This window comes from Streptomyces sp. NPDC051740, assembly GCF_044453165.1.
Lineage (GTDB): Bacteria > Actinomycetota > Actinomycetes > Streptomycetales > Streptomycetaceae > Streptomyces > Streptomyces atrovirens.
Genome location: NZ_JBITCL010000044.1, coordinates 1 through 17,673, shown reverse-complemented (window position 1 = coordinate 17,673; position 17,673 = coordinate 1). Strand labels below are relative to the sequence as shown.

General features: G+C 69.8%; 13 protein-coding genes and 6 pseudogenes. 10 read left to right on the top strand and 9 right to left on the bottom strand.

Annotation, left to right across the window (positions count from 1 at the left end; genetic code table 11):
• The 5 genes and pseudogenes from ACIA6T_RS35290 to ACIA6T_RS35270 all read right to left on the bottom strand — a co-directional run.
• Positions 1 to 665, bottom strand: a 665-nt coding sequence (locus tag ACIA6T_RS35290) for a DDE-type integrase/transposase/recombinase (RefSeq protein ID WP_399450588.1), incomplete at its 3' end; no start/stop codon positions are given.
• Entirely contained in the window at positions 662 to 901 is a 240-nt protein-coding gene (locus ACIA6T_RS35285; protein WP_399450587.1) for a transposase, read from the bottom strand. The genes ACIA6T_RS35285 and ACIA6T_RS35290, both read right to left, overlap by 4 nt.
• A 140-nt stretch (positions 902 to 1,041) precedes the next feature.
• Positions 1,042 to 1,495 (bottom strand): annotated as a pseudogene (locus ACIA6T_RS35280) (transposase); the annotation flags it as partial.
• A gap of 806 nt (positions 1,496 to 2,301) precedes the next feature.
• The gene (locus ACIA6T_RS35275) at positions 2,302 to 2,481 is read right to left on the bottom strand and encodes a peptidase inhibitor family I36 protein (RefSeq protein ID WP_399450586.1); all 180 of its coding nucleotides are present in this window, start codon (positions 2,479 to 2,481) and stop codon (positions 2,302 to 2,304) included.
• 329 nt (positions 2,482 to 2,810) lie between these two features.
• The gene (locus ACIA6T_RS35270; protein ID WP_399450585.1) at positions 2,811 to 5,180 is read right to left on the bottom strand and encodes a SpoIIE family protein phosphatase; all 2,370 of its coding nucleotides are present in this window, start codon (positions 5,178 to 5,180) and stop codon (positions 2,811 to 2,813) included.
• 709 nt (positions 5,181 to 5,889) lie between these two features.
• Here ACIA6T_RS35270 and ACIA6T_RS35265 point away from each other — a divergent pair.
• From ACIA6T_RS35265 to ACIA6T_RS35245, 5 genes and pseudogenes are all read left to right on the top strand, one after another.
• Complete coding sequence (locus tag ACIA6T_RS35265; protein ID WP_399450584.1) at positions 5,890 to 6,162, top strand: hypothetical protein; 273 nt, start codon at positions 5,890 to 5,892, stop codon at positions 6,160 to 6,162.
• Positions 6,111 to 6,707: pseudogene (locus tag ACIA6T_RS35260) on the top strand (IS3 family transposase); the annotation flags it as partial. The gene ACIA6T_RS35265 and the pseudogene ACIA6T_RS35260, both read left to right, overlap by 52 nt.
• Positions 6,708 to 6,932: 225 nt before the next feature.
• Positions 6,933 to 7,651: pseudogene (locus tag ACIA6T_RS35255) on the top strand (IS6 family transposase).
• A gap of 143 nt (positions 7,652 to 7,794) precedes the next feature.
• Positions 7,795 to 8,388 carry a TetR/AcrR family transcriptional regulator gene (locus ACIA6T_RS35250; RefSeq protein ID WP_399450583.1) on the top strand — a complete coding sequence of 198 codons (594 nt, stop codon included), beginning with the start codon at positions 7,795 to 7,797 and terminating at the stop codon, positions 8,386 to 8,388.
• Positions 8,389 to 8,475: 87 nt separating this feature from the next.
• On the top strand, positions 8,476 to 9,165 hold the full coding sequence (locus ACIA6T_RS35245) for a type 1 glutamine amidotransferase domain-containing protein (protein WP_399450582.1): 690 nt from the start codon (positions 8,476 to 8,478) through the stop codon (positions 9,163 to 9,165).
• Between the two features lie 258 nt (positions 9,166 to 9,423).
• Here ACIA6T_RS35245 and ACIA6T_RS35240 read toward each other — a convergent pair whose 3' ends face one another.
• A complete protein-coding gene (locus ACIA6T_RS35240) occupies positions 9,424 to 9,828 on the bottom strand; it encodes an integrase (RefSeq protein WP_399450581.1) in 405 nt (134 codons plus the stop codon).
• 119 nt (positions 9,829 to 9,947) lie between these two features.
• Positions 9,948 to 10,517 (bottom strand): hypothetical protein, encoded by a 570-nt coding sequence (locus ACIA6T_RS35235; protein ID WP_399450580.1) that lies wholly within the window; start codon positions 10,515 to 10,517, stop codon positions 9,948 to 9,950.
• A gap of 141 nt (positions 10,518 to 10,658) precedes the next feature.
• On the opposite strand from ACIA6T_RS35235, the pseudogene ACIA6T_RS35230 reads away from it, so the two are divergent.
• The 4 genes and pseudogenes from ACIA6T_RS35230 to ACIA6T_RS35215 all read left to right on the top strand — a co-directional run.
• A pseudogene (locus tag ACIA6T_RS35230) lies at positions 10,659 to 10,841 on the top strand (heme-binding protein); the annotation flags it as partial.
• Positions 10,842 to 11,086: 245 nt separating this feature from the next.
• Entirely contained in the window at positions 11,087 to 13,771 is a 2,685-nt protein-coding gene (locus ACIA6T_RS35225) for an erythromycin esterase family protein (RefSeq protein ID WP_399450579.1), read from the top strand.
• 381 nt (positions 13,772 to 14,152) lie between these two features.
• Positions 14,153 to 14,593, top strand: coding sequence for an ALF repeat-containing protein (locus tag ACIA6T_RS35220; protein WP_399450578.1), 441 nt, complete (start codon positions 14,153 to 14,155; stop codon positions 14,591 to 14,593).
• Positions 14,594 to 14,820: 227 nt separating this feature from the next.
• Complete coding sequence (locus ACIA6T_RS35215) at positions 14,821 to 15,597, top strand: hypothetical protein (protein WP_399450577.1); 777 nt, start codon at positions 14,821 to 14,823, stop codon at positions 15,595 to 15,597.
• A 395-nt stretch (positions 15,598 to 15,992) separates the two neighbouring features.
• On the opposite strand, the gene ACIA6T_RS35210 is transcribed toward ACIA6T_RS35215, so the two are convergent.
• Entirely contained in the window at positions 15,993 to 16,487 is a 495-nt protein-coding gene (locus ACIA6T_RS35210) for a hypothetical protein (protein WP_399450576.1), read from the bottom strand.
• A gap of 306 nt (positions 16,488 to 16,793) precedes the next feature.
• Positions 16,794 to 17,067 (bottom strand): annotated as a pseudogene (locus tag ACIA6T_RS35205) (DDE-type integrase/transposase/recombinase); the annotation flags it as partial.
• 65 nt (positions 17,068 to 17,132) lie between these two features.
• Between ACIA6T_RS35205 and ACIA6T_RS35200 the strand changes: the two are divergent.
• A pseudogene (locus ACIA6T_RS35200) lies at positions 17,133 to 17,580 on the top strand (IS6 family transposase); the annotation flags it as partial.
• Positions 17,581 to 17,673 lie beyond the last annotated feature (93 nt).

The window sequence follows — 17,673 nt, the reverse complement described above, 5'->3', positions numbered from 1 at the left end:
TCGGCGACCGTCCGGTCAACGACGCCATCCACTCTGCTGGCCTGCCCATCAACACCTCCGAGGACGAGGTGTTGCAACGACCGATTGAATCCGCCCTGCGATCCGCGATCGCTGTGCAGAATGCGGCCGTCGACGTCTCCGCGCCGGGCCGCGGCGTTGTCCAGGGCGGTCACGGCCAGGCGGGACTTCATCCGCGCGTCGATGGAGTAGCCCACGATCCTGTCGCTGAAGGCGTCCTTGATCGCGCAGAGATAGAGCTTGCCTTCGCCGGTGGCGTGCTCGGTGATGTCGGCGAGCCACAGCCGGTTCGCACAGGTTGCGGTGAAGTCACGGCGGACCAGGTCGTCGTGGACTGGCGGGCCGGCCTTCTTGCTCTTGCCGTGCTTCTTGCCGAACACGCTCCACCAGCGGTTGTCCCGGCAGATCCGCCATGCAGTCCGGTCCGCCATTACGGCACCGGCGCCGCGCGCTTCGTCGGCCAGGAAGCGGTAGCCGAACTCCGGGTCGTCACGGTGCGCGTCGAACAGCGCGTTCGCGCGATACGCCTCCTCCAGCACGGCATCGGTCACCGGCTGGTCCAGCCAGCGGTAGTAGGGCTGTCTGGCGAGCTTCAACACCCGGCACGCAACCGTGACGGGCACCCCGTCCCCGGCCAGCTCCTTCACGAGCGGGTAGATCCTTTTCCCGGCAGATGCGCCTGCGACAGATAGGCCGCGGCCCGCCGCAGAACCTCGTTCTCCTGCTCCAGCAGCTTGATCCGCCGACGCGCTTCCCGAAGCTCGGCGCTCTCCTGGCTGGTCGTTCCGGGCTTGGTCCCGTCGTCGATGTCCGCGCGACGCATCCACTTCCACAACGTCATCGGATGGACTCCGAAGTCGGTGGCCACCTGCTCGACCGTCACACCCGGCCCGCGATTCCTCGCAACCCGCACGACGTCCTGGCGGAACTCTTCCGGATAAGGCTTGGGCACAGCGACATCCTTCCCACCCGTCCCCCAGGGCAAGCCAGTTCAGATGTCACCCGATCGTGCGGCAGACCCTTCTGCCACTGCTTCGTCAGCCGGGTCACGCTCGCTGCGGACAGACCCGCCGCTCCGCCGAGGAACTGCTCCAGCGCCGGGACGAAGTCGCCGGTGGAGAGACCGTGCAAATACAGCAGAGGCAGCACCTCGGAGATCTTCGGCGACTTGCGGCACCAGGGCGGCAGGATCTTGGAGGAGAACCGCTTGCGCTCCCCGGTGGCCTCGTCCACCCGCCGGTCGTTCACCCGTGGTGCCTTCACCTCCACCGGTCCGGCCGCGGTGACCACGGTCCGCGGCTGGTGGTATCCGTTGCGGACTACCATGCGGCGGCCGGCTCCGTCCGTCTCGGCTGCCAACTCGGCTATGCACTCGTTGACTTCCGCCTCCAGCGCGGCGGCGGGCGCCCTCGCGCACGATCTCGTCGATCAGGGAGCCGGATTCGGTGGAGCCATCGGGGTTCACTACGCTGAGCATCGGGCATGCCTTCCCGACCCGCGCTGCGAACGCGGGCCTACTCGGTGACCATCACAGGATCATTCGGGAAGGTACGCCCTCCGCGTTCCTCCCGTGGCTGATCCACAGGTCTTGAGCATCGCTCTCCCGCCACCGACTGATTCGACATCGTCGTCCCGCCCGACGCGCCCGCCAGGGCGGTCCCGAACAACCGGCCGGCCCTACGGAGCGCCCGGCTGCAGGAGTTCCCGCACTCGGCCGGGACGGTGTGAGCGGCCCGGTGGCGGGTAGACGGCTGAGCGGCTGGGGAGCGAAGCGCAAGGCAGCGCGTACCTGTGGTGAGTACGCGCCGCCCTCGCACGCGTCGTGGCGCTGAGATGAACCGGGCGGGCGGGCCGTAGGAGGGGCGCTTCGGCGGCGTGCTGGGTCAAGAGCGCAGACGCTCCTTGCCGACGGGCCGCACGATGACCTCGTGAGCCGCCGGCTTGCCCGACGCCGCAAGCTGCCGGAGCGCCCAGACCGTTCCCTCTCCTGGGGAGTGCCGTCCAGGGCGGAAGGACGCGGACGGCTCCCAGCCCCGGGTGCTGACCGGCAGCTTGGCGAGAGCCGTCCGGGATGTGTGCGGCGTGCCGTGACTGCGGTAGAGTGGATCTTGAGCACGCCACCAAATTTACCGGTGGTGGGCTGTGCGTTGGTGGTCCAAGGAAAGACGCCCCGCTTCCTGCGGGGAAATGCAGGTGCAAGGCCTGCCCGGCGCTCCATGGGGAAGACCCCCGACCCTGCTGTTCAGGGTCGGGGGTCTTCCCCATATCCGCTTTCTGGGGCATCTATCCGCAGTCGTTGCGGATCGAGCTGCCGCGGTCACGGATCGCGGAGGGCAGATCCTTCACACTGTCGTCCACCGCGCGCCGGACCCAGAGCTGTCCGCCAAAGTCGATCTCAAGGTAGATGCACACGTAGCCGGACGGGCAGTCGATGCCGGCGCGTGCCGCGCCGGGCTCGCCCAAGGCCGACGCAGGAGCGGTCAGGGGAACAGTGCCAGGGCGGAGACCGCCGCGGAGCGCGTCAGGGTTTTGATCACGCTCAAGAGATAGCGGCCTCGGGTGGCCGACCGGCCGGATGCCGCCCGGGTTCACCCACGTGGAGGAAGCAGTACAGGCCATTTTCTCAAGCTGCGGTATGGAGGCGCCACGCCCGCCGGCAAGCCGGGGCATCAGCCCTTCTCTCCCGCGTCTCTGTATACGCGCCATGTCCGGGACCTTCTGCTGCTCGCCTCTCGCAGTTCCGGTGTGTCCGTCCCGGTATCCGTTCACGCGGTTTGGCCGGCCACGTTCGCTCAGGCCGCCAGAGGTATCTCGGCCCAGATCGTCTTGCCCTGTGCGGCGCGGCGGGTGCCCCAGTGCCAGGCGAACTGGGCGACGAGGAGCAGTCCGCGTCCACCCTCGTCGAAGGAGCGGGCGCGGCGCAGGTGAGGGGAGGTGCTGCTGGCGTCGGAGACCTCACAGATGAGGCTGCCGTCGTGGATCAGTCGCAGCTGGATGGGGGGCCGACCGTAGCGGATGGCGTTGGTGACCAGTTCGCTGACCACCAGCTCGGTGACGAAGGCGGACTCGTCCAGCCCCCAGGCCGTCAGCTGGTCGGTGACCTGTTTGCGCGCCTGGGCGACGACGACGGGGTCCGAGGGCAGGCTCCAGGTGGCTACCTGGCCGGCTCCCAGGGCACGGGTGCGGGCGACGAGCAGGGCGATGTCGTCGTCGGGAGGGGTGGGCAGCAGCGTTGCGAGCACGTCGTCGCAGAGCGTGTCCAACGCCTGTGCGGGCCGGGTGAGGGTCCGGCGCAGCGCGCCGAGCCTCTCGTCGATCTCATGGCCGCGGGCTTCTATCAGACCGTCGGTGTACAGGGCGAGGAGGCTGCCCTCGGGCAGTTCGACCTCGCACGCCTCGAAGGGCAGGCCTCCCAGACCGAGCGGTGGGCTCGCGGGAAGGTCGAGGAAGGCCGCTTCGCCGTCCGGGGTCACCACGACGGGCGGCGGGTGGCCGGCGCGGGCCAGGGAGCAGCGGCGGGAGACGGGGTCGTAGACCGCGTAGAGACAGGTGGCGCCGATGTCCCCGGCGATGTCGGCCTCGGCCGCGGCCTCGGAGGACAGGCGGATGACGACGTCGTCGAGGTGGGTGAGCAGTTCGTCGGGCGGCAGGTCGATGTCGGCCAGGGTCCGGACGGCCGTGCGCAGCCGCCCCATGGTGGCGGAGGCCTGGACCCCGTGGCCGACGACATCACCGACCACCAGGGCGACCCGGGCGCCGGAGAGCGGGATGACGTCGAACCAGTCACCGCCCACGCCGGCCCGGCCTCCGGCGGGCAGGTAGCGGGAGGCGGCCTCGACCGCCGGCTGGCAGGCCAGTGTCATGGGCAGCAGGCTGCGCTGCAGGGTCACGGCCGTGAGGCGCTCACGGGTGTAGCGGCGGGCGTTGTCGATGCACACCGCGGCCCTGGCCGTGATCTCCTCGGCCAGCAGGACGTCGTCCTGTGCGAACGTCTCCGGGTGTTGGGCGCGGCCCAGGAAGACCGAGCCGAGCGTGACCCCACGAGCGCGCATCGGCACCACCATCACCGAGTGCGCCCCGGACCGGAGGAGCCGGGTGGCCCGCTCGGGGTCCTGGGCCGCCCATCGGGCCATGGAGGAGTCGTTCACCTCGTACACCGCGGAACGGCCGGTGGCCAGGCACTCGGCCGTGGGTGCGGACGCCGGGTACTCCACCTTGTTCCCCAGCCGGAGCATGATGCCGAGGAGGGCATCGGTGGCTGCCTGCCGGGCGGTCCGGCGCATGGTGATCGGGCCGCGCGGCGGGCCGTCGGGCGGCTCCTCGCCGCGGTGGATGAACTCCAGCAGATCGACGGACGCGTAGTCCGCGAGCCGGGGGACTATCACGTCGGCCAGTTCCTGCGCGGTACGAGTGATGTCCAGGGTGCTGCCGATGCGGTTGCCGGCCTCATTGACCAGCAGCAGCCGCTGGCGGGCCAGGTACTGCTCGGTGATGTCGAGAAGCGCGACGGAAGATCCCTGCACCTGGCCGAGGTGGTTCTTCAACGGAGAGAGGAACACGGACCAGACACGTCCCCGTGACTCGCTGGGCGCCCGGAGGTGCCGGACCACGTGCACGGGTTCCCCGGTGCGCACCACCTGGTCCTGGAGCTCTGTGAACTCGTCGTACGCCGGACTGGGCAGGAAGTCCCTGAGGCGGCGCCCTCGTATCTCCTCCTCGGACAGGCCCACTATCCGGGCTATCACGTCGTTGGCCCCCACCGCCCGGTTGTCCCGGTCGTAGAACGCCACGGCGACCGGGAGCTGGGACAGGGTGAGTTCCCTCAACAGGGTGCCCCTGTCCCCGGACAGGCTCGGACCGTCCGGAACCGAGGCCGTGAGGACCCACTGGGGCTGGCCGTCCCCGTCCGGGCACGGCCAGGCCCGAACCGCCACATCCACCGTCCGGCTGTCCCGGTGCCGAGCCTGGACGACGCCGTACCACGGCGCCTGCTCCGCCACACGGCGCAGGGCCGACGGAGGAAGGTGTGAGACGAGCAGATCGGCCGCAGGACGTGAGACGACCTCCCCGGGTGCGTAACCGAGCAGATTCCGGGCTTCCTCGCTCCACCCCGTGATCACCCCTCGCTCGTCAACGATGGCGACGGCGGTGGCCAAGGTCATGGTGCACGGCTCGGGCGTGCCGTCGGGCCGGCTCTCAGCACCATTGTCCTGTAGCGCCATTTTTACCCATTTCATCCCAGTACAGGGATATTTTATCGTCCGGGCCCTCCGGCCGGCGGCGGTCCCACAGCGACCCGCAGCGACCCGCACCGGCTCCGTTCCCGCACCGCAAATCCCGGCCCTGACTCCCCGCACCGGCCCACCCGGTCCCGGCAGGACACGCGCCGCCCGGATGAACGAACCCAACCGACCTCCTCCCGCCCCGGACCGGGGCCCTGTTCTGACAACGTTCCCACCTCTCTCGTGCCTGGCAAACGCTGAAGCGAGTCTTTGCGCTCCCTCCGCCGGGCATCCCCGTCTGCTCGAGGCTGCACACCGCCAACCTGCCGGGCCGAGAACTGATCATGAAGCCGTGGGACCACGTCCGGTTTGACGCCAGTGGGCAGAACACCGGTGCCCGTAGGACCGCCAAGTAGTTCCTCGACGGCCGTCGGGACCGTCTCTCCCGACGGGGCCTCCCCCTGAGTGGTGGACACGCTGATGCTGGATCTGCTTGATCCGGAGTGAGCGAGGGACCGCCGATGGCGTTGAAGGACTACTCGGGCGATTTCAAGGCCGATGCGGTGGCCCTGTACGAGTCCACCCCGGGGCGACGTACAAGAGCATCGCCGCTGACCTGGGCGTCAACCGGGCCATCCTGCGCGAGTGGGTGCTGCGGGACCGTGAACGCCGCGGTGTCAGCGCCGCCCCGGCGCCGGCCGGGCAGACGTCGGCGCGGACCGGGACGCCGGCGTCGTCGGCCGATCCGGACGAGCGGGTCCGGCAGCTCGAGGTCCGGGTGGCCGAGTTCGAGGCAAGTGAGCGGAAGCTGGCGACCGAGCGGGACATACCCCGCAAGGCGGCCAAGTATTTCGCCGGGGAGACGAGCTGGTGGGGAGCCGCTTCCAGTTCGTCGACGATCACCGGGACGCCTGCGAGGTGAAGCGGCTCTGCGAGGTCCTGGAGGTGAACCGTTCGAGCTACTGCAAGTGGCTCGCCGGTGCTGAGGCCCGGGCCGCCCGGCGGTGCGAGGACCGGCTCCTGGCCGAGAAGATCCGCCAGGTCCACGGCGAGTCCGGCGGCGCCTACGGCTCGCCGCGGGTGACCGCCGAACTCCGCGAGACGGGCCTGCGGGTAAACGAAAAACGCGTCGCCCGGGTGATGCGGGCCTTCTCAATCACCGGCATCCGCCTGCGCGGACGCGTCCGCACCACCGTCCCCGACCCGGCGACCACACAGGTTCCGGACCTGTTCCAGCGGGACTTCCCCGTCGCCGAGCCGGGCCGGAAATACATGGGCGACATCATCTACCTCCCCCTCGGGAACGGCGGGTTCCGCTGTCTCGCGACCGTTCTGGACTGCTTCAGCCGCAGGGTCGTCGGCTGGTCCGTCGCCGACCACATGCGCACCGACCTGGTCACCGACGCCCTGAAGATGGCCGTCGGCACCCGCGGCAGTCTGGACGGCACCTTGTTCCACTCCGACCACGGGCGCAGGACGGATTCAACTGATCGTCGCAACACCTTGATCGGGAGGTGGAGCGATGGGCTCTGTGGAGCGGCACAAGCAGGTTCGTACGTATCGGGGGTTGATGCCGTCGCCGGGCAGGCCGTCGGTGGCCTGGCGTGAGGACAGGGTCAGGTTCGGCGTTGTCACGTTGGCTGACCGGCCTGGGATGATCTTGGAGTTGGTTGTGCCCGGGAGGGTTCGCTCGTGTCGTCCGCGTCGCCGTCGTACAAGGGGCACCGGTACCCGGTCGAGGTGATCGCGCACTGCGTGTGGTTGTACTTCCGTTTCCCGCTCGGCTTCCGCGAGGTCGAGGAGCTCATGCTCGAGCGCGGTGTGCTCGTCTCCCACGAGACGGTCCGGCGCTGGTGCGCGAAGTTCGGGCAGATCCACGCGAACGGCCTGCGCCGCCGGCGGCCCCGGCCGGGCGACAAGTAGCACCTGGACGAGGCCTTCGTGAGAATCAACGGTGAGTTGAAGTACCTGTGGCGGGCCGTCGACGCCGACGGCGCCGTCCTTGACATCCTCGTGCAGAACCGGTGGGACAAGGCCGCGGTCCGGCGTTTTTCCGCCGCCTGCCGAAGACGACCCGCACGGCGCCCCGGGTGATCGTCACCGACAAGCTGCGCTCCTACCGAGCGGCCCACCGCGAGGTCATGCCCTTGGCCGAGCACCGCTCGCGCAAAGGCCTGAACAACCGGGCCGAGAACAGCCACCAGCCCACCCGGCAGCGCGAACGCGCCATGAAAGGCTTCCGTAGTGTCGGCGGAACCCAGCGGTTCCTGGCCGCGTTCAGCGGCATCTCACCCCACTTCCGGCCCCGCCGCCACCTGATGACCGCCCCCGACTACCGCGCTGAGACGACCATCCGCTTCGCCATCTGGGACCAGATCACCGGCGCCGCCGACCAGCCCGCCAAGGCCTGAGCACCGGTCCGGAACCCGGCCCCTGCCACGCCCCGACGCGCCGCCAGAGACCCACGCGCCCAATGATGTGACAGCGCCCCCAGGACTCCTCGTACCGCACCCGTTTATAGACGACCGGTCTATTTTCATGCTACGTTTCTCTCATGCCCGCTACCGCACGCAGCACCGACACCCGACGAAGCGTCCTTGATGTCGCTCAGCGGATCATGGCCCGCAAGGGCTACTCCGCGGTCGGTATCAACGAGGTGCTCGCGGAGGCCGGCGTGCCGAAGGGCTCCTTCTACTACTACTTCACTTCCAAGGACGCCTTTGGTGAAGCACTCCTGAAGAACTACTTCGACGAGTACGTCTCCGACATGGACCGCGTTCTCGCGCAGCCCGGCAAGTCGGCCGCAGAGCGGCTCATGGCCTACTGGCAGCAGTGGCGGGAGACGCAGAGTCTCGACGAGTGCCAGGGCAAGTGTCTCGCCGTGAAGCTCGGTGCCGAAGTCGCGGACCTGTCGGAGACGATGCGGTTGGCCATGAAGGCGGGCACCGGTGCCATCGTCGACCGTATCGAGCGCGCGATCGCCGACGGTCTCAAAGACGGATCGATCGTGGTCGACGGCGATCCCCGCGGTACGGCGCAGGCCCTGTACGACATGTGGCTCGGGGCGAGCGTCATGGCCAAGATCCATCGCAGCCTCGCACCACTCGACACCGCTATGACTGCGACCCGGCAGCTGCTCCACCTCTGAGCCCGGCTGCTCCACGCCCGGCCAAGAGGCGCGGGCTTTCATCTGCCCAGCCATAGACGACTGGTCTACTAGAAGGAGAAACGCGACATGAAGGTTCTCATCGTCCTCACCTCGCACGACGAGCTCGGCAACACCGGCCGCAAGACCGGCTTCTGGCTGGAGGAACTCGCCGCGCCCTACTACCGCTTCCAGGAGGCCGGCTGGGAGATCGCCCTCGCCTCCCCGAAAGGCGGCCGGCCGCCCCTGGACCCCAAGAGCAACGAGCCGGACTTCCAGACCGAACTGACCCGGCGCTTCGAGACGGACACGGAGGCGATCACGGCACTGGCGAACACCGTCCGCCTGGACTCGGTCACGGCCGACGACTTCGACACGGTCTTCTACCCCGGCGGCCACGGCCCGCTGTGGGACCTCGCCGAGGACCCGGACTCCAAGCAGTTGATCGAGACGATCCTTCGCTCGGGCAAGCCGCTGGCAGTGGTCTGCCACGCACCCGGTGTCCTGCGCCACACCGTCAACGAGGACGGCACGCCGCTGGTGCAGGGCAAGGACGTCACCGGATTCGCCAACTCCGAGGAGGAGGGCGTCGCCCTCACCGACATCGTCCCCTTCCTCGTCGAGGACGAACTCAAGCGCCTGGGCGGCCACTACACCAAGACCGAAGACTGGCAGCCCTACGTCGTCCAGGACGGCCTGCTGATCACCGGCCAGAACCCCGCCTCCTCGGGACCGGCAGCCGACGCCCTCGTCGAACTGGTCAGCAAGACGGGCGCGTGAGCGCAGACTCCCCGTTCCCCGCGTGACGCACGACCGCCCCGGCCGGACCGGATGCTGTTGGCGAATCGAGCCCGATCTTGGTGTGAGTCCACGCTTACTCCGAGATCGGGCTGCTTCAGGCACGAGCGGGGCTGCGAAGATGCGCTTCGTGGCTACGGACGCGGAGTGGGAGGCAATCCGGGGGAATCTGCGCTTCGGGCAGGTCCTTCGGGGCACTGTCGTGAAGGTTGCCCTTGCCGAAATCCTTGTCCGGGCAGGTCAGGCGGCATCCACGTACTCGTGGAGAAGGCCGCCGAGTTGATCGCGTCGTCGTGCCTCGAGGCAGGCGATCTGGTCCGGATCGACGATCGGCGGGGGCAACGGGTTCAACGGGCGGGCGTTCGCGATGCCCTGATGGGGCCGGTGCACAGGGGAGAGACGCTCGAATTCCCGCAGGGCGTGGAGCGGATGCCGCTGATCCCGGATCAAGGTCCGGTCCAGCGGCTCGCGCCTGCAGGTCTGCGCTCGGCGGTCCATGACCGCGTTCATCCGCGGCATCCGGACACCGCTGAGCACGGCCTCGATCCCCGCATCGGCGAGGACCGCGTCGAACAGGGCGGGGAACTTCCCGTCCCGGTCCCGGACCAGGAACCACGCCCGGCAGTTGACATCCTCCAGGTCCATGACGAGATTCCTCGTGGCCTGCGCCACCCACGAGGCCGTCGGGTGCGCGGTCGCGCCCAGGATCCGGATCCGTCGGCCGGCGTGCCCGAGCACGGCGAACACCTACAGTCGTGCCCCGGTCAAGGGGGACCGTCTCGAAGAAGTCGCAGGCCGGCAGCGCGTCGGCCCGGGAGCGCAGGAAGCCGGCCCACGTGCTGGAGGTCCGCTCGGGCGTCGGGGCGATCCCGGCCTCCCGCAGGATCTCCCAGACCGTGGAGGCGGCGGCCTTTCACGCCCGGCACCGGCAGCTCGCCGTGGAGGCGCCGGCAGCCCCAGGCGGGATTCTCCCGTGCCAGGCGCAGCACCAAGGCGTGGATGGAGCGCACCGTGCGGAGGCGACCCGGGCGCTTCGGCCTGGACTCGGCGGCGTGGCGGCGGGCGACCAGGCCGCGGTGCCAACGCAGCACCGTGTCCGGCCGCACCAGCAGCCTGCGCGGCACTTCTTGCGGCAGCCGGTACAGCAGCGCCGCCAGGAAGGCCCGGTCACTCGGGCTGAAGCACACCTTCTCCTTGTCGAGCTGGCGCTCCAGCACCGACAGTTGGTGGCGCAGGGCGAGGATCTCCATATCCTTGTCCCGATCGCTCATCGGTAACAGACGCAGCATGACGAACGCGCTCGCCATGCCCAAGTAGGCCAGCCGCAGCAACACGGTTGGCCATCATGCCGCGTTGATCGACAGCCGCGCGACGACACAGACTCGACCGGCCGCACTCGACATCCCGCACACCCCGCACACCAGCTTCGACCAGGGCGGATGCGGTTATCGGCAAGCGCAGGGCGCACGCTGCCGCGTCACAAGGGAACGACCTTCGAGGCGTCCTCCCGCCCGGACGCCGACACCTACGCGGCCCACGGCGGCTTCTTCCCTATCCGGGTGGAGGGCGCGGGTGTCATCGGTGCGGTGACGGTCTCGGGCCCTCAACTCCATTACCACCAGCGGATGGTGGAGGCTCCGGAGCACTTCCTGACCCGCCCGTGGGCACTGTCGGGCCGCCTCTTGGACCTTCACGGATCAACAGCCGTGCCGGGGCCAGCGCTCTGTGTCACCGAGCCGCCCCGGTAACGCGGAGCGGTCCTCGGCAGGCCCACTCGGCTCTCGTCGGTACAGCGGAGCGTGCGAACAGGCTCCTCTGTCCGACCGTTGCCCCGCCCGCGGCGCTGCTCCGGCCGGGTGACCCCCGGAATGCGGTCCGATGCCCAGGCGGTGACGCTGACGTCATGGCATCTCCTCTGACAAGGCGGCTCGCGGCCGCGTTACTCGTCTGGCTCACCGCCGTGCCCGGAACGGCCGCAGCGGCCCCGGCCGGCGGGGACACCGGGGCTGCGGACGGGCCACTCACGACCGTCGGCGACGCACTGCCGGCCCTCGAGGAGGCCGCCCGTCCGCTGCGCACCACCGAGCCCTCGGGGGGTTTCGAGGACCTGCACCCCTTCGGGAAGGCGGTCGGCGACGCCGTCGTGGTCGGTATCGGCGAGGCCGCCCACGGCTCCCAGGACTTCGTCACCTTCAGAGACCGGGCGTTCCGGTACCTGGTCGAGGAGAAGGGCTTCCGCTCCTTCGTCCTGGAGGCCAACTGGAGCGCCGGTGCACGCCTCGACCACTACCTGCTCACCGGGCGCGGCGATCCCGTCCGGATCATGTCCGAGGAGTTCCAGAACGCTCACCTGCTGCTGCACAGCCAGGGCTACCTGGACATGATCCGCTGGATGCGCGCGTACAACGTCGCCCACCCCGGCGACCCGGTCAGGTTCGCCGGCGACGACAACGGCTACGCCGGCCCGGAGCTGTACGACCGGGTCGTCGGCCACGTCCGGCGCGCCCACCCCGACCTGCTGCCCGAGGTCACCGACCTGTACCGGGGGCTGCGCCCCACCCTGCCCGTCGACGCGTGGATGCGCGCCGCCGTGACCGCTCCCCTGGACGAACGCCGCGCACGGGCCGAACGCACCGGCCGCGTCCTCGCCCTGCTCCGCGCCCGCGAACCCGCCGGGACGGACGAGGACCATGCCTGGGCGGTCCAGCACGCCACCGTCATCGACCAGGTGGCGCGCCTGTACGCCTTCGACCTCTCCGATCCCCGGACCGCACCGCAGGCCATGGCCCACCGCGACACCGCCATGGCGGAGAACACCCTGTGGTGGCACCGCCGCACCGGCCACCGACTCGTGCTCGGCGGACACAACAGCCACCTGTACACCAGGAGTTCCACCCCGGATCTCCCCCTCACCCAGGGCACGGTGCTGCGGCGGCGGCTGGGCGACGGCTACCTGGCGGTGGGCCTCTCCTTCGACCGGGGCGCCGTGCACGCCACCGAACAGGGCCTGCAGAACCCGGCCGACCAGGACGTCAGGCGGTTCGACGTGGAGCCCGCCGCGCCCGGCTCGGCCGAGCACGTCCTGGACCGGGTGAGCCACCCGAACTGGTACGCCGACCTGCGCACCGCGCCGCCCGCCGCCCGCGCCCTGCTGGACGTCACCCGGCCCAAACGGGAGATCGGCACGGACTACCCGCCGCCCGGTGACCAGGTCAACCTGCTGAGGTCGGCGGACCTGGTGGTGCACCTGCACGAGATCCGGCCGAGCCGGAGACTTGCCCGTGAAGCGGCCGGGCAACGGCCCCCCACATCGGCGACGCCCACCGACCTGCTGCCCGCCCTGGAGAAGGCAGCCCATCCGCTGCGCACCGTGGAGCCCACCGGTCCCTTCGACGACCTGCGCCCCCTGGGCGAGGCGGTGAGCGACGCCCGACTGGTCGGCGTCGGGCAGGCCGTCCACGGCTCCCACGACTTCCTCGCCCTCCAGCACCGGGTGTTCCGGTACCTGGTCGAGGAGAAGGGCTTCCGGGCCCTCATCCTCGAAGCCCCCTTCAGTGCGGGCCTCCGTCTGGACGACTACCTGCTCACCGGCCGCGGCGACCCCGCCCGGATCATGGCCGAGGAGTTCCAGAACGCCTACCTCTTCATGCGGACCCGCGAGGTACTCGACCTGATCCACTGGATGCGCGCGTACAACATCGCCCACCCCCACGACCCGGTCAGGTTCGCCGGCAACGACAGCAGTTACGCGGGCCCCGAGCTGTACGACCGGGTCGTCGGCCACGTCCGGCGCGCCCACCCCGACCTGCTGCCCGCCGTCACCGAGCTGTACGAGGGGCTGCGCCCCACCCTGCCCGCCGGCGAGCACATGATGGCCTCCTTCGAGGCACCCCTGGCCGTGCGGCGGGAGAAGGCCGAACGCACCGGCCGCGTCCTGGAACTGCTGCGCGCCCGGAGCTTCGCCGGACGCACCGTGACCGGGGACGACCACGTCCGGGCGGTGCAGAACGCGGAGATCATCCACCAGGTCGCACGCCAGGACGCCTTCGACTACGACGCCCCGGCCGACGAACGCGAGGGCTTGGCCTACCGCGACACCGTGATGGCGGACAACACCCTCTGGTGGCTCCGGCAGACCGGCGCCCGGACGGTGCTGGCCGCCCACAACGGCCACGTATACCTACAGGGCTACGACCCGGACTACCCGGTCATCCAGGGCGGCCTGCTCCGCCGCGCGCTCGGGGACGCCTACCGGGTCGTGGGCCTGGCCTTCGCCCAAGGCTCCTTCCACGCCACCGACGCGGGTGTCTCCAACCCCCGGGACGAGGACGTGAAGGTGCTTCGCTCGGGGCCCTCCGTGGCCGATTCGGTCGAGCACACCCTGGACCGTGTGAGCCACCGGGACTGGTACCTCGACCTGCGCACCGCACCACCCGTGGTCCGCGCCTGGCTGGACGTCACCCGGCCCAAACGGGAGATCGGCACGCACTGGCCCCGGGACCCGGACCCGGTCAACCTGCTGAGGTCCGCGGACGTGGTGGTGCACCTGCACGAGATCCGGCCGTTCCGTCCGCTCCCGCAGAGCTGAGCTCCGCAGGCCGGGCGGACAGGACCGGACCGGCGGCTCCGCATCCCCTTTCCGCCACGGGAAAGCCGGCGCCCGACGCCCCCGACGCGACCTGGAAACGATCGCTCGGGGGGCGGGGAACCGCGCGGCACACCACAACGCCCCCGCCCCATGACAACCGCGCAGCCCCCGCCCCCGATGCTCCCTACGTCTACTCGCACTGCTGCCGCTGCCGCTGCCGCCCGAGCCCGGCGGGATAGACGAACACTTTCCGCGGCGACGGTGCCCTGCGACCGCAGCGGGGCAACTGCCATTGTCAGACCCAGGTGGCAGCATCACCGAAGTGAGCGCCCTGAGGCGTCCTCAACTCACCTCCGTAGCAAACGAAGAGGAGCATTCCCCTTGCGACTGCATCGCGTAGCGCCCGGCATCGCCGTGGGCATCCTCGCCCCGGCCCTCCTGCTCGCCACCCCGTCCTTCGCCGCCACGGCGGCACCGACCGCGGTGACGGTGCCCGCGGTGTCCTCGTCCGCAGACGAGCCGGACGCCGACGACCTGAGGGTGGCCGTAGTCCGCATCCTCGCCGACCCCGACAGCGGCCGGCGTGTGACACGAGAAGCCAACGCCCTCCTGGACGCCAACGACCCCGAGGCGATGCGCGCCTGGCTGGAGACCGGCTACCGCATCGCCCAGGCCGAGGACGACCGCGTCGCCATCGCCCGCATCCTCGCCGACCCCTCCATCAGCCCGGCCCTGCGCGCGGCAGCCAACGCCGCCCTCGACGACAACACACCCGAAGCACTGCGCCACTTCCTGGAGGTCGGCAGGCACCAGGTCGCCTGACCGGCACGGCGCCGCACCACAGCGCGTCGCCAGGGTGGCACCCCCTGCCGCACGCCCGGTCGCCGGAACGCCGAGAATCCGGGCGGGGTCGCCTGCACCTCTGTGTGCCGGCGGCCCCGCCCGGCAGGCCCTGTGCCGGCTCGGCGCCCTCCGCATAGCTCTGTGGTCCCGCCGCCCGGTGCGGCATGGGCCACTGACACCTCCGACAGCAGAAAGCACATTCTTCGATGACCACACAACCCCTACGCGCCGAGCGCAGCGGTCCGCAGACCGCTTCCGTCGTGACCGACCTGCCGTTCAAGCCTCAGCTCGTCAAAGCGGTTTTCAGGGACGTGACCTCGTTGCACGTCTCCCGGCCGGCCGCGTGGGCCGCCGCGTCGGTGACGCGGACCGTGCTGACGGAGATCATCGACGGCGCGAGAAGCGCGGCGGCCGAGGAGGCCAGGAAGAGGCTGATTCCCAAGGACCTCATCTCGGCGATAGACCGGAACGTCGAGGTGGAGGTGGGATCGGCGTGGTACCTGCACAGCCCGACCTTCCACGGCCTGATGGGCGAGGTGCGCAACGCCGATGGTGCGCTCGTGTCTCTTCGTGAGCGCCGCGGGGCGCGTACACCGAGTGGTGTGGCCGGCGCCCACCGGTTCGAGGCCGGGGTGAGAAGGCTGCTGGGGAGCCGGGGGGTGAGGGCGGTCCCGGCGATGGTCCGCGACCTGGACGGAATCGCGAGCGTGTTCCTGACGGCCCTGGCCCGGGACGCGGCCAAGGTCGTCCGCGAGGGCGGGGTCAAGCGGTTCGGGACGGTCAGTCTGGTGGTGCCGGGCGAGCCGGCCCCGGCCCCGCTGCTCAAGGACCCCCTCCTCGCCCTGTCCACCCGCCGCGGGGACGGGCGGACTGTTGGCGGGGACGACGTCCTGGCCGCCGTCACGATGCAGCTGTTCGGCGATCTCAGACAACGCGCCATCACCGAGGCAGCCGAGATGACACGGAACACGTCGGCCAACTGATCGGGCCCACCCCTGCGCTCTGCCCACTGCGCACGGTTCCCACGTGTGCGCGGCTCCCGGAATCCGCCGCCCGCATTCGGCTCCGCTCGGCTCGCGAGTACGGGCTCGTCGCATGGACGCGGACCGCCGGCCGCAGGCACCCCACGGGGAAGACTGAACCGCTCCGGGTCTGATGGAGGCTCTGATGTGCCCCGGGTCTGGTGGTGTGTGATCCGCCGTCGTGGTTTGCGCGGTGTGCTGACCTGTGTGGTTGGGGTTGTGGCGGTTCGTGGGCGGGGCGGGCCGCTTCTGCGGCGGGGCGGTGGTGTGTGACCTCTCCAGGTCTTGTCCGCCACAGTCCCGCCGTGGTCGGCGGCTGCCTCGTCGGCACCGGCCTGTCCCTCGCCGTGCAGTCGTCAGAAGATTCCGAAGAAGCGGTGCCACCAGGTGGGGCGCTGAACATGCCGGGGCAGCCGGCTCGGCCCGGCGTAGTCGCACTCCAGTAGCTCCTCGGGCACGATCGCGTATCCGAGGTCGGCCAAAGTCCCGCAGACCTTGTCCAGATCCGCAGCGTCCAACTCGCCCTCTGCTTGTGCTTCCCCGATGCCGAGGAAGGCGCCGGGGTTGTCGGCGCAGACCAGCGCCAGGGAGCCGAGCTTGCTCACGCAGACGACGATCCGGGTTCCGCACACCGTCGCCTCTGCCGGCACGGTGACCCGCCCGTACTCACTGGAATCCTGCGCATCCCGCTCACTGACACACGGCGTGGCGAAGTCGTCCTCAAGACGGGCCACGAGGTCGTTGAACAATGCGCCGGTCTCACCACGGTCGTAGTTCCGGGGCCGCTCCAGCCACTCGGGGTCATCGAGCCGGCGCAACATGGCCATCAGTTCCGCTTTGGGCTTCGTCACGCCCAGACCCTGGCGGATCAGCAGCAGACCTCACCAGCCCGACATCACCCATTCAAATTCAGCAGGGCCGGTTGGCGGCGCCGGGACCGGCACGGCACCATGTCAGTGCCGTGCCGTAGGTTGCCGGGTATCAGGCGTTCCCGGCGGCGAGGGGATGAGGGTGCGCAGGCCAGTTGAGGGCGAAGCCCACGTGCACTACGGCCAGATCTACGTCGGGAGTGATCCGGACAGCGTTGTCACGTTGTTGGGTGTGTGGGTGTCTGACGGTGTGTCGAGGTGTGGTGGGGTCGGGTGCCGGCCCTGGGCTCAGGCCGCGGCAAGCTGGCTGGTAACGCCGGTGACCTGCTCCCGGACAGCGAAGAGGACGGTCATCTCGGTGCGGTGTGGGGTGCCGGTCATCAGGTGGCGGCGGGGCCGGAAGTGGGGTGAGATGCCGCTGAACGCGGCCAGGAACCGCTGCGCGGCGCCCACGCCGCGGAAGCCTTTCATCGCTCGTTCTCGTTGCCGGGTGGGCTGGTGGCTGTTCTCGGCCCGGTTGTTCAGCCCCTTTGTGTGAACGGTGCTCGACAGAGGGCATGACGGTGCTGTCACGTTGGCTGACTGGGTGGGATGATCTCCGGGTTGATCATGCTGGAGGGGCTGTTCGTGGGGGACGCGTCGCCGTCGTACAAGGGGCACCGGTACCCGGTCGAGGTGATTTCCCACTGTGTGTGGCTGTACTTTTGCTTCCCGTTGTCCTACCGCGGGGTCGAGGAGCTGATGCTCGAGCGTGGCGTGATCGTCTCGTACGAGACCGTGCGACGGTGGTGTCGGAAGTTCGGGCAGGCCTACGAACGGGCTTCGCCGCAGGCGTTCCCGGCCCGGCGGCAAATGGCATCTCGACGAGGTCTTCATCAAGATCAACGGTGAGCAGAAGTGTCTGTGGCGGGCTGTGGACCGGGACGGCACCGTGCTCGGCATCCTCGTGCAGAACCGCCGCGACGAGGCCGCGGCCGGACGGTTCCTCCGCAGGCTGATGACGAAGATCCGGGCAGTGCCGAGGGTGATCGTCACCGACAAGCTCCGCTCCTGCAGTGCCGCCCACCACGAGGTTGAGGTTCCCCCGAGATGCGGGAAGCGGTGACAGTAGGTCAGATGGGACTCACAGAGAGGAGCCCTGTTGATGCCTGCCCCGAGGAAGTACCCG

Bases quoted from the DNA above. Each gene is read 5' to 3' on its own strand.
- ACIA6T_RS35270 (WP_399450585.1), bottom strand. From the start codon at position 5,180: ATGACCTTGGCCACCGCCGTCGCCATCGTTGACGAGCGAGGGGTGATC.
- ACIA6T_RS35250 (WP_399450583.1), top strand. From the start codon at position 7,795: ATGCCCGCTACCGCACGCAGCACCGACACCCGACGAAGCGTCCTTGAT.
- ACIA6T_RS35245 (WP_399450582.1), top strand. From the start codon at position 8,476: ATGAAGGTTCTCATCGTCCTCACCTCGCACGACGAGCTCGGCAACACC.
- ACIA6T_RS35240 (WP_399450581.1), bottom strand. From the start codon at position 9,828: ATGGACCTGGAGGATGTCAACTGCCGGGCGTGGTTCCTGGTCCGGGAC.
- ACIA6T_RS35225 (WP_399450579.1), top strand. From the start codon at position 11,087: ATGGCATCTCCTCTGACAAGGCGGCTCGCGGCCGCGTTACTCGTCTGG.
- ACIA6T_RS35215 (WP_399450577.1), top strand. From the start codon at position 14,821: ATGACCACACAACCCCTACGCGCCGAGCGCAGCGGTCCGCAGACCGCT.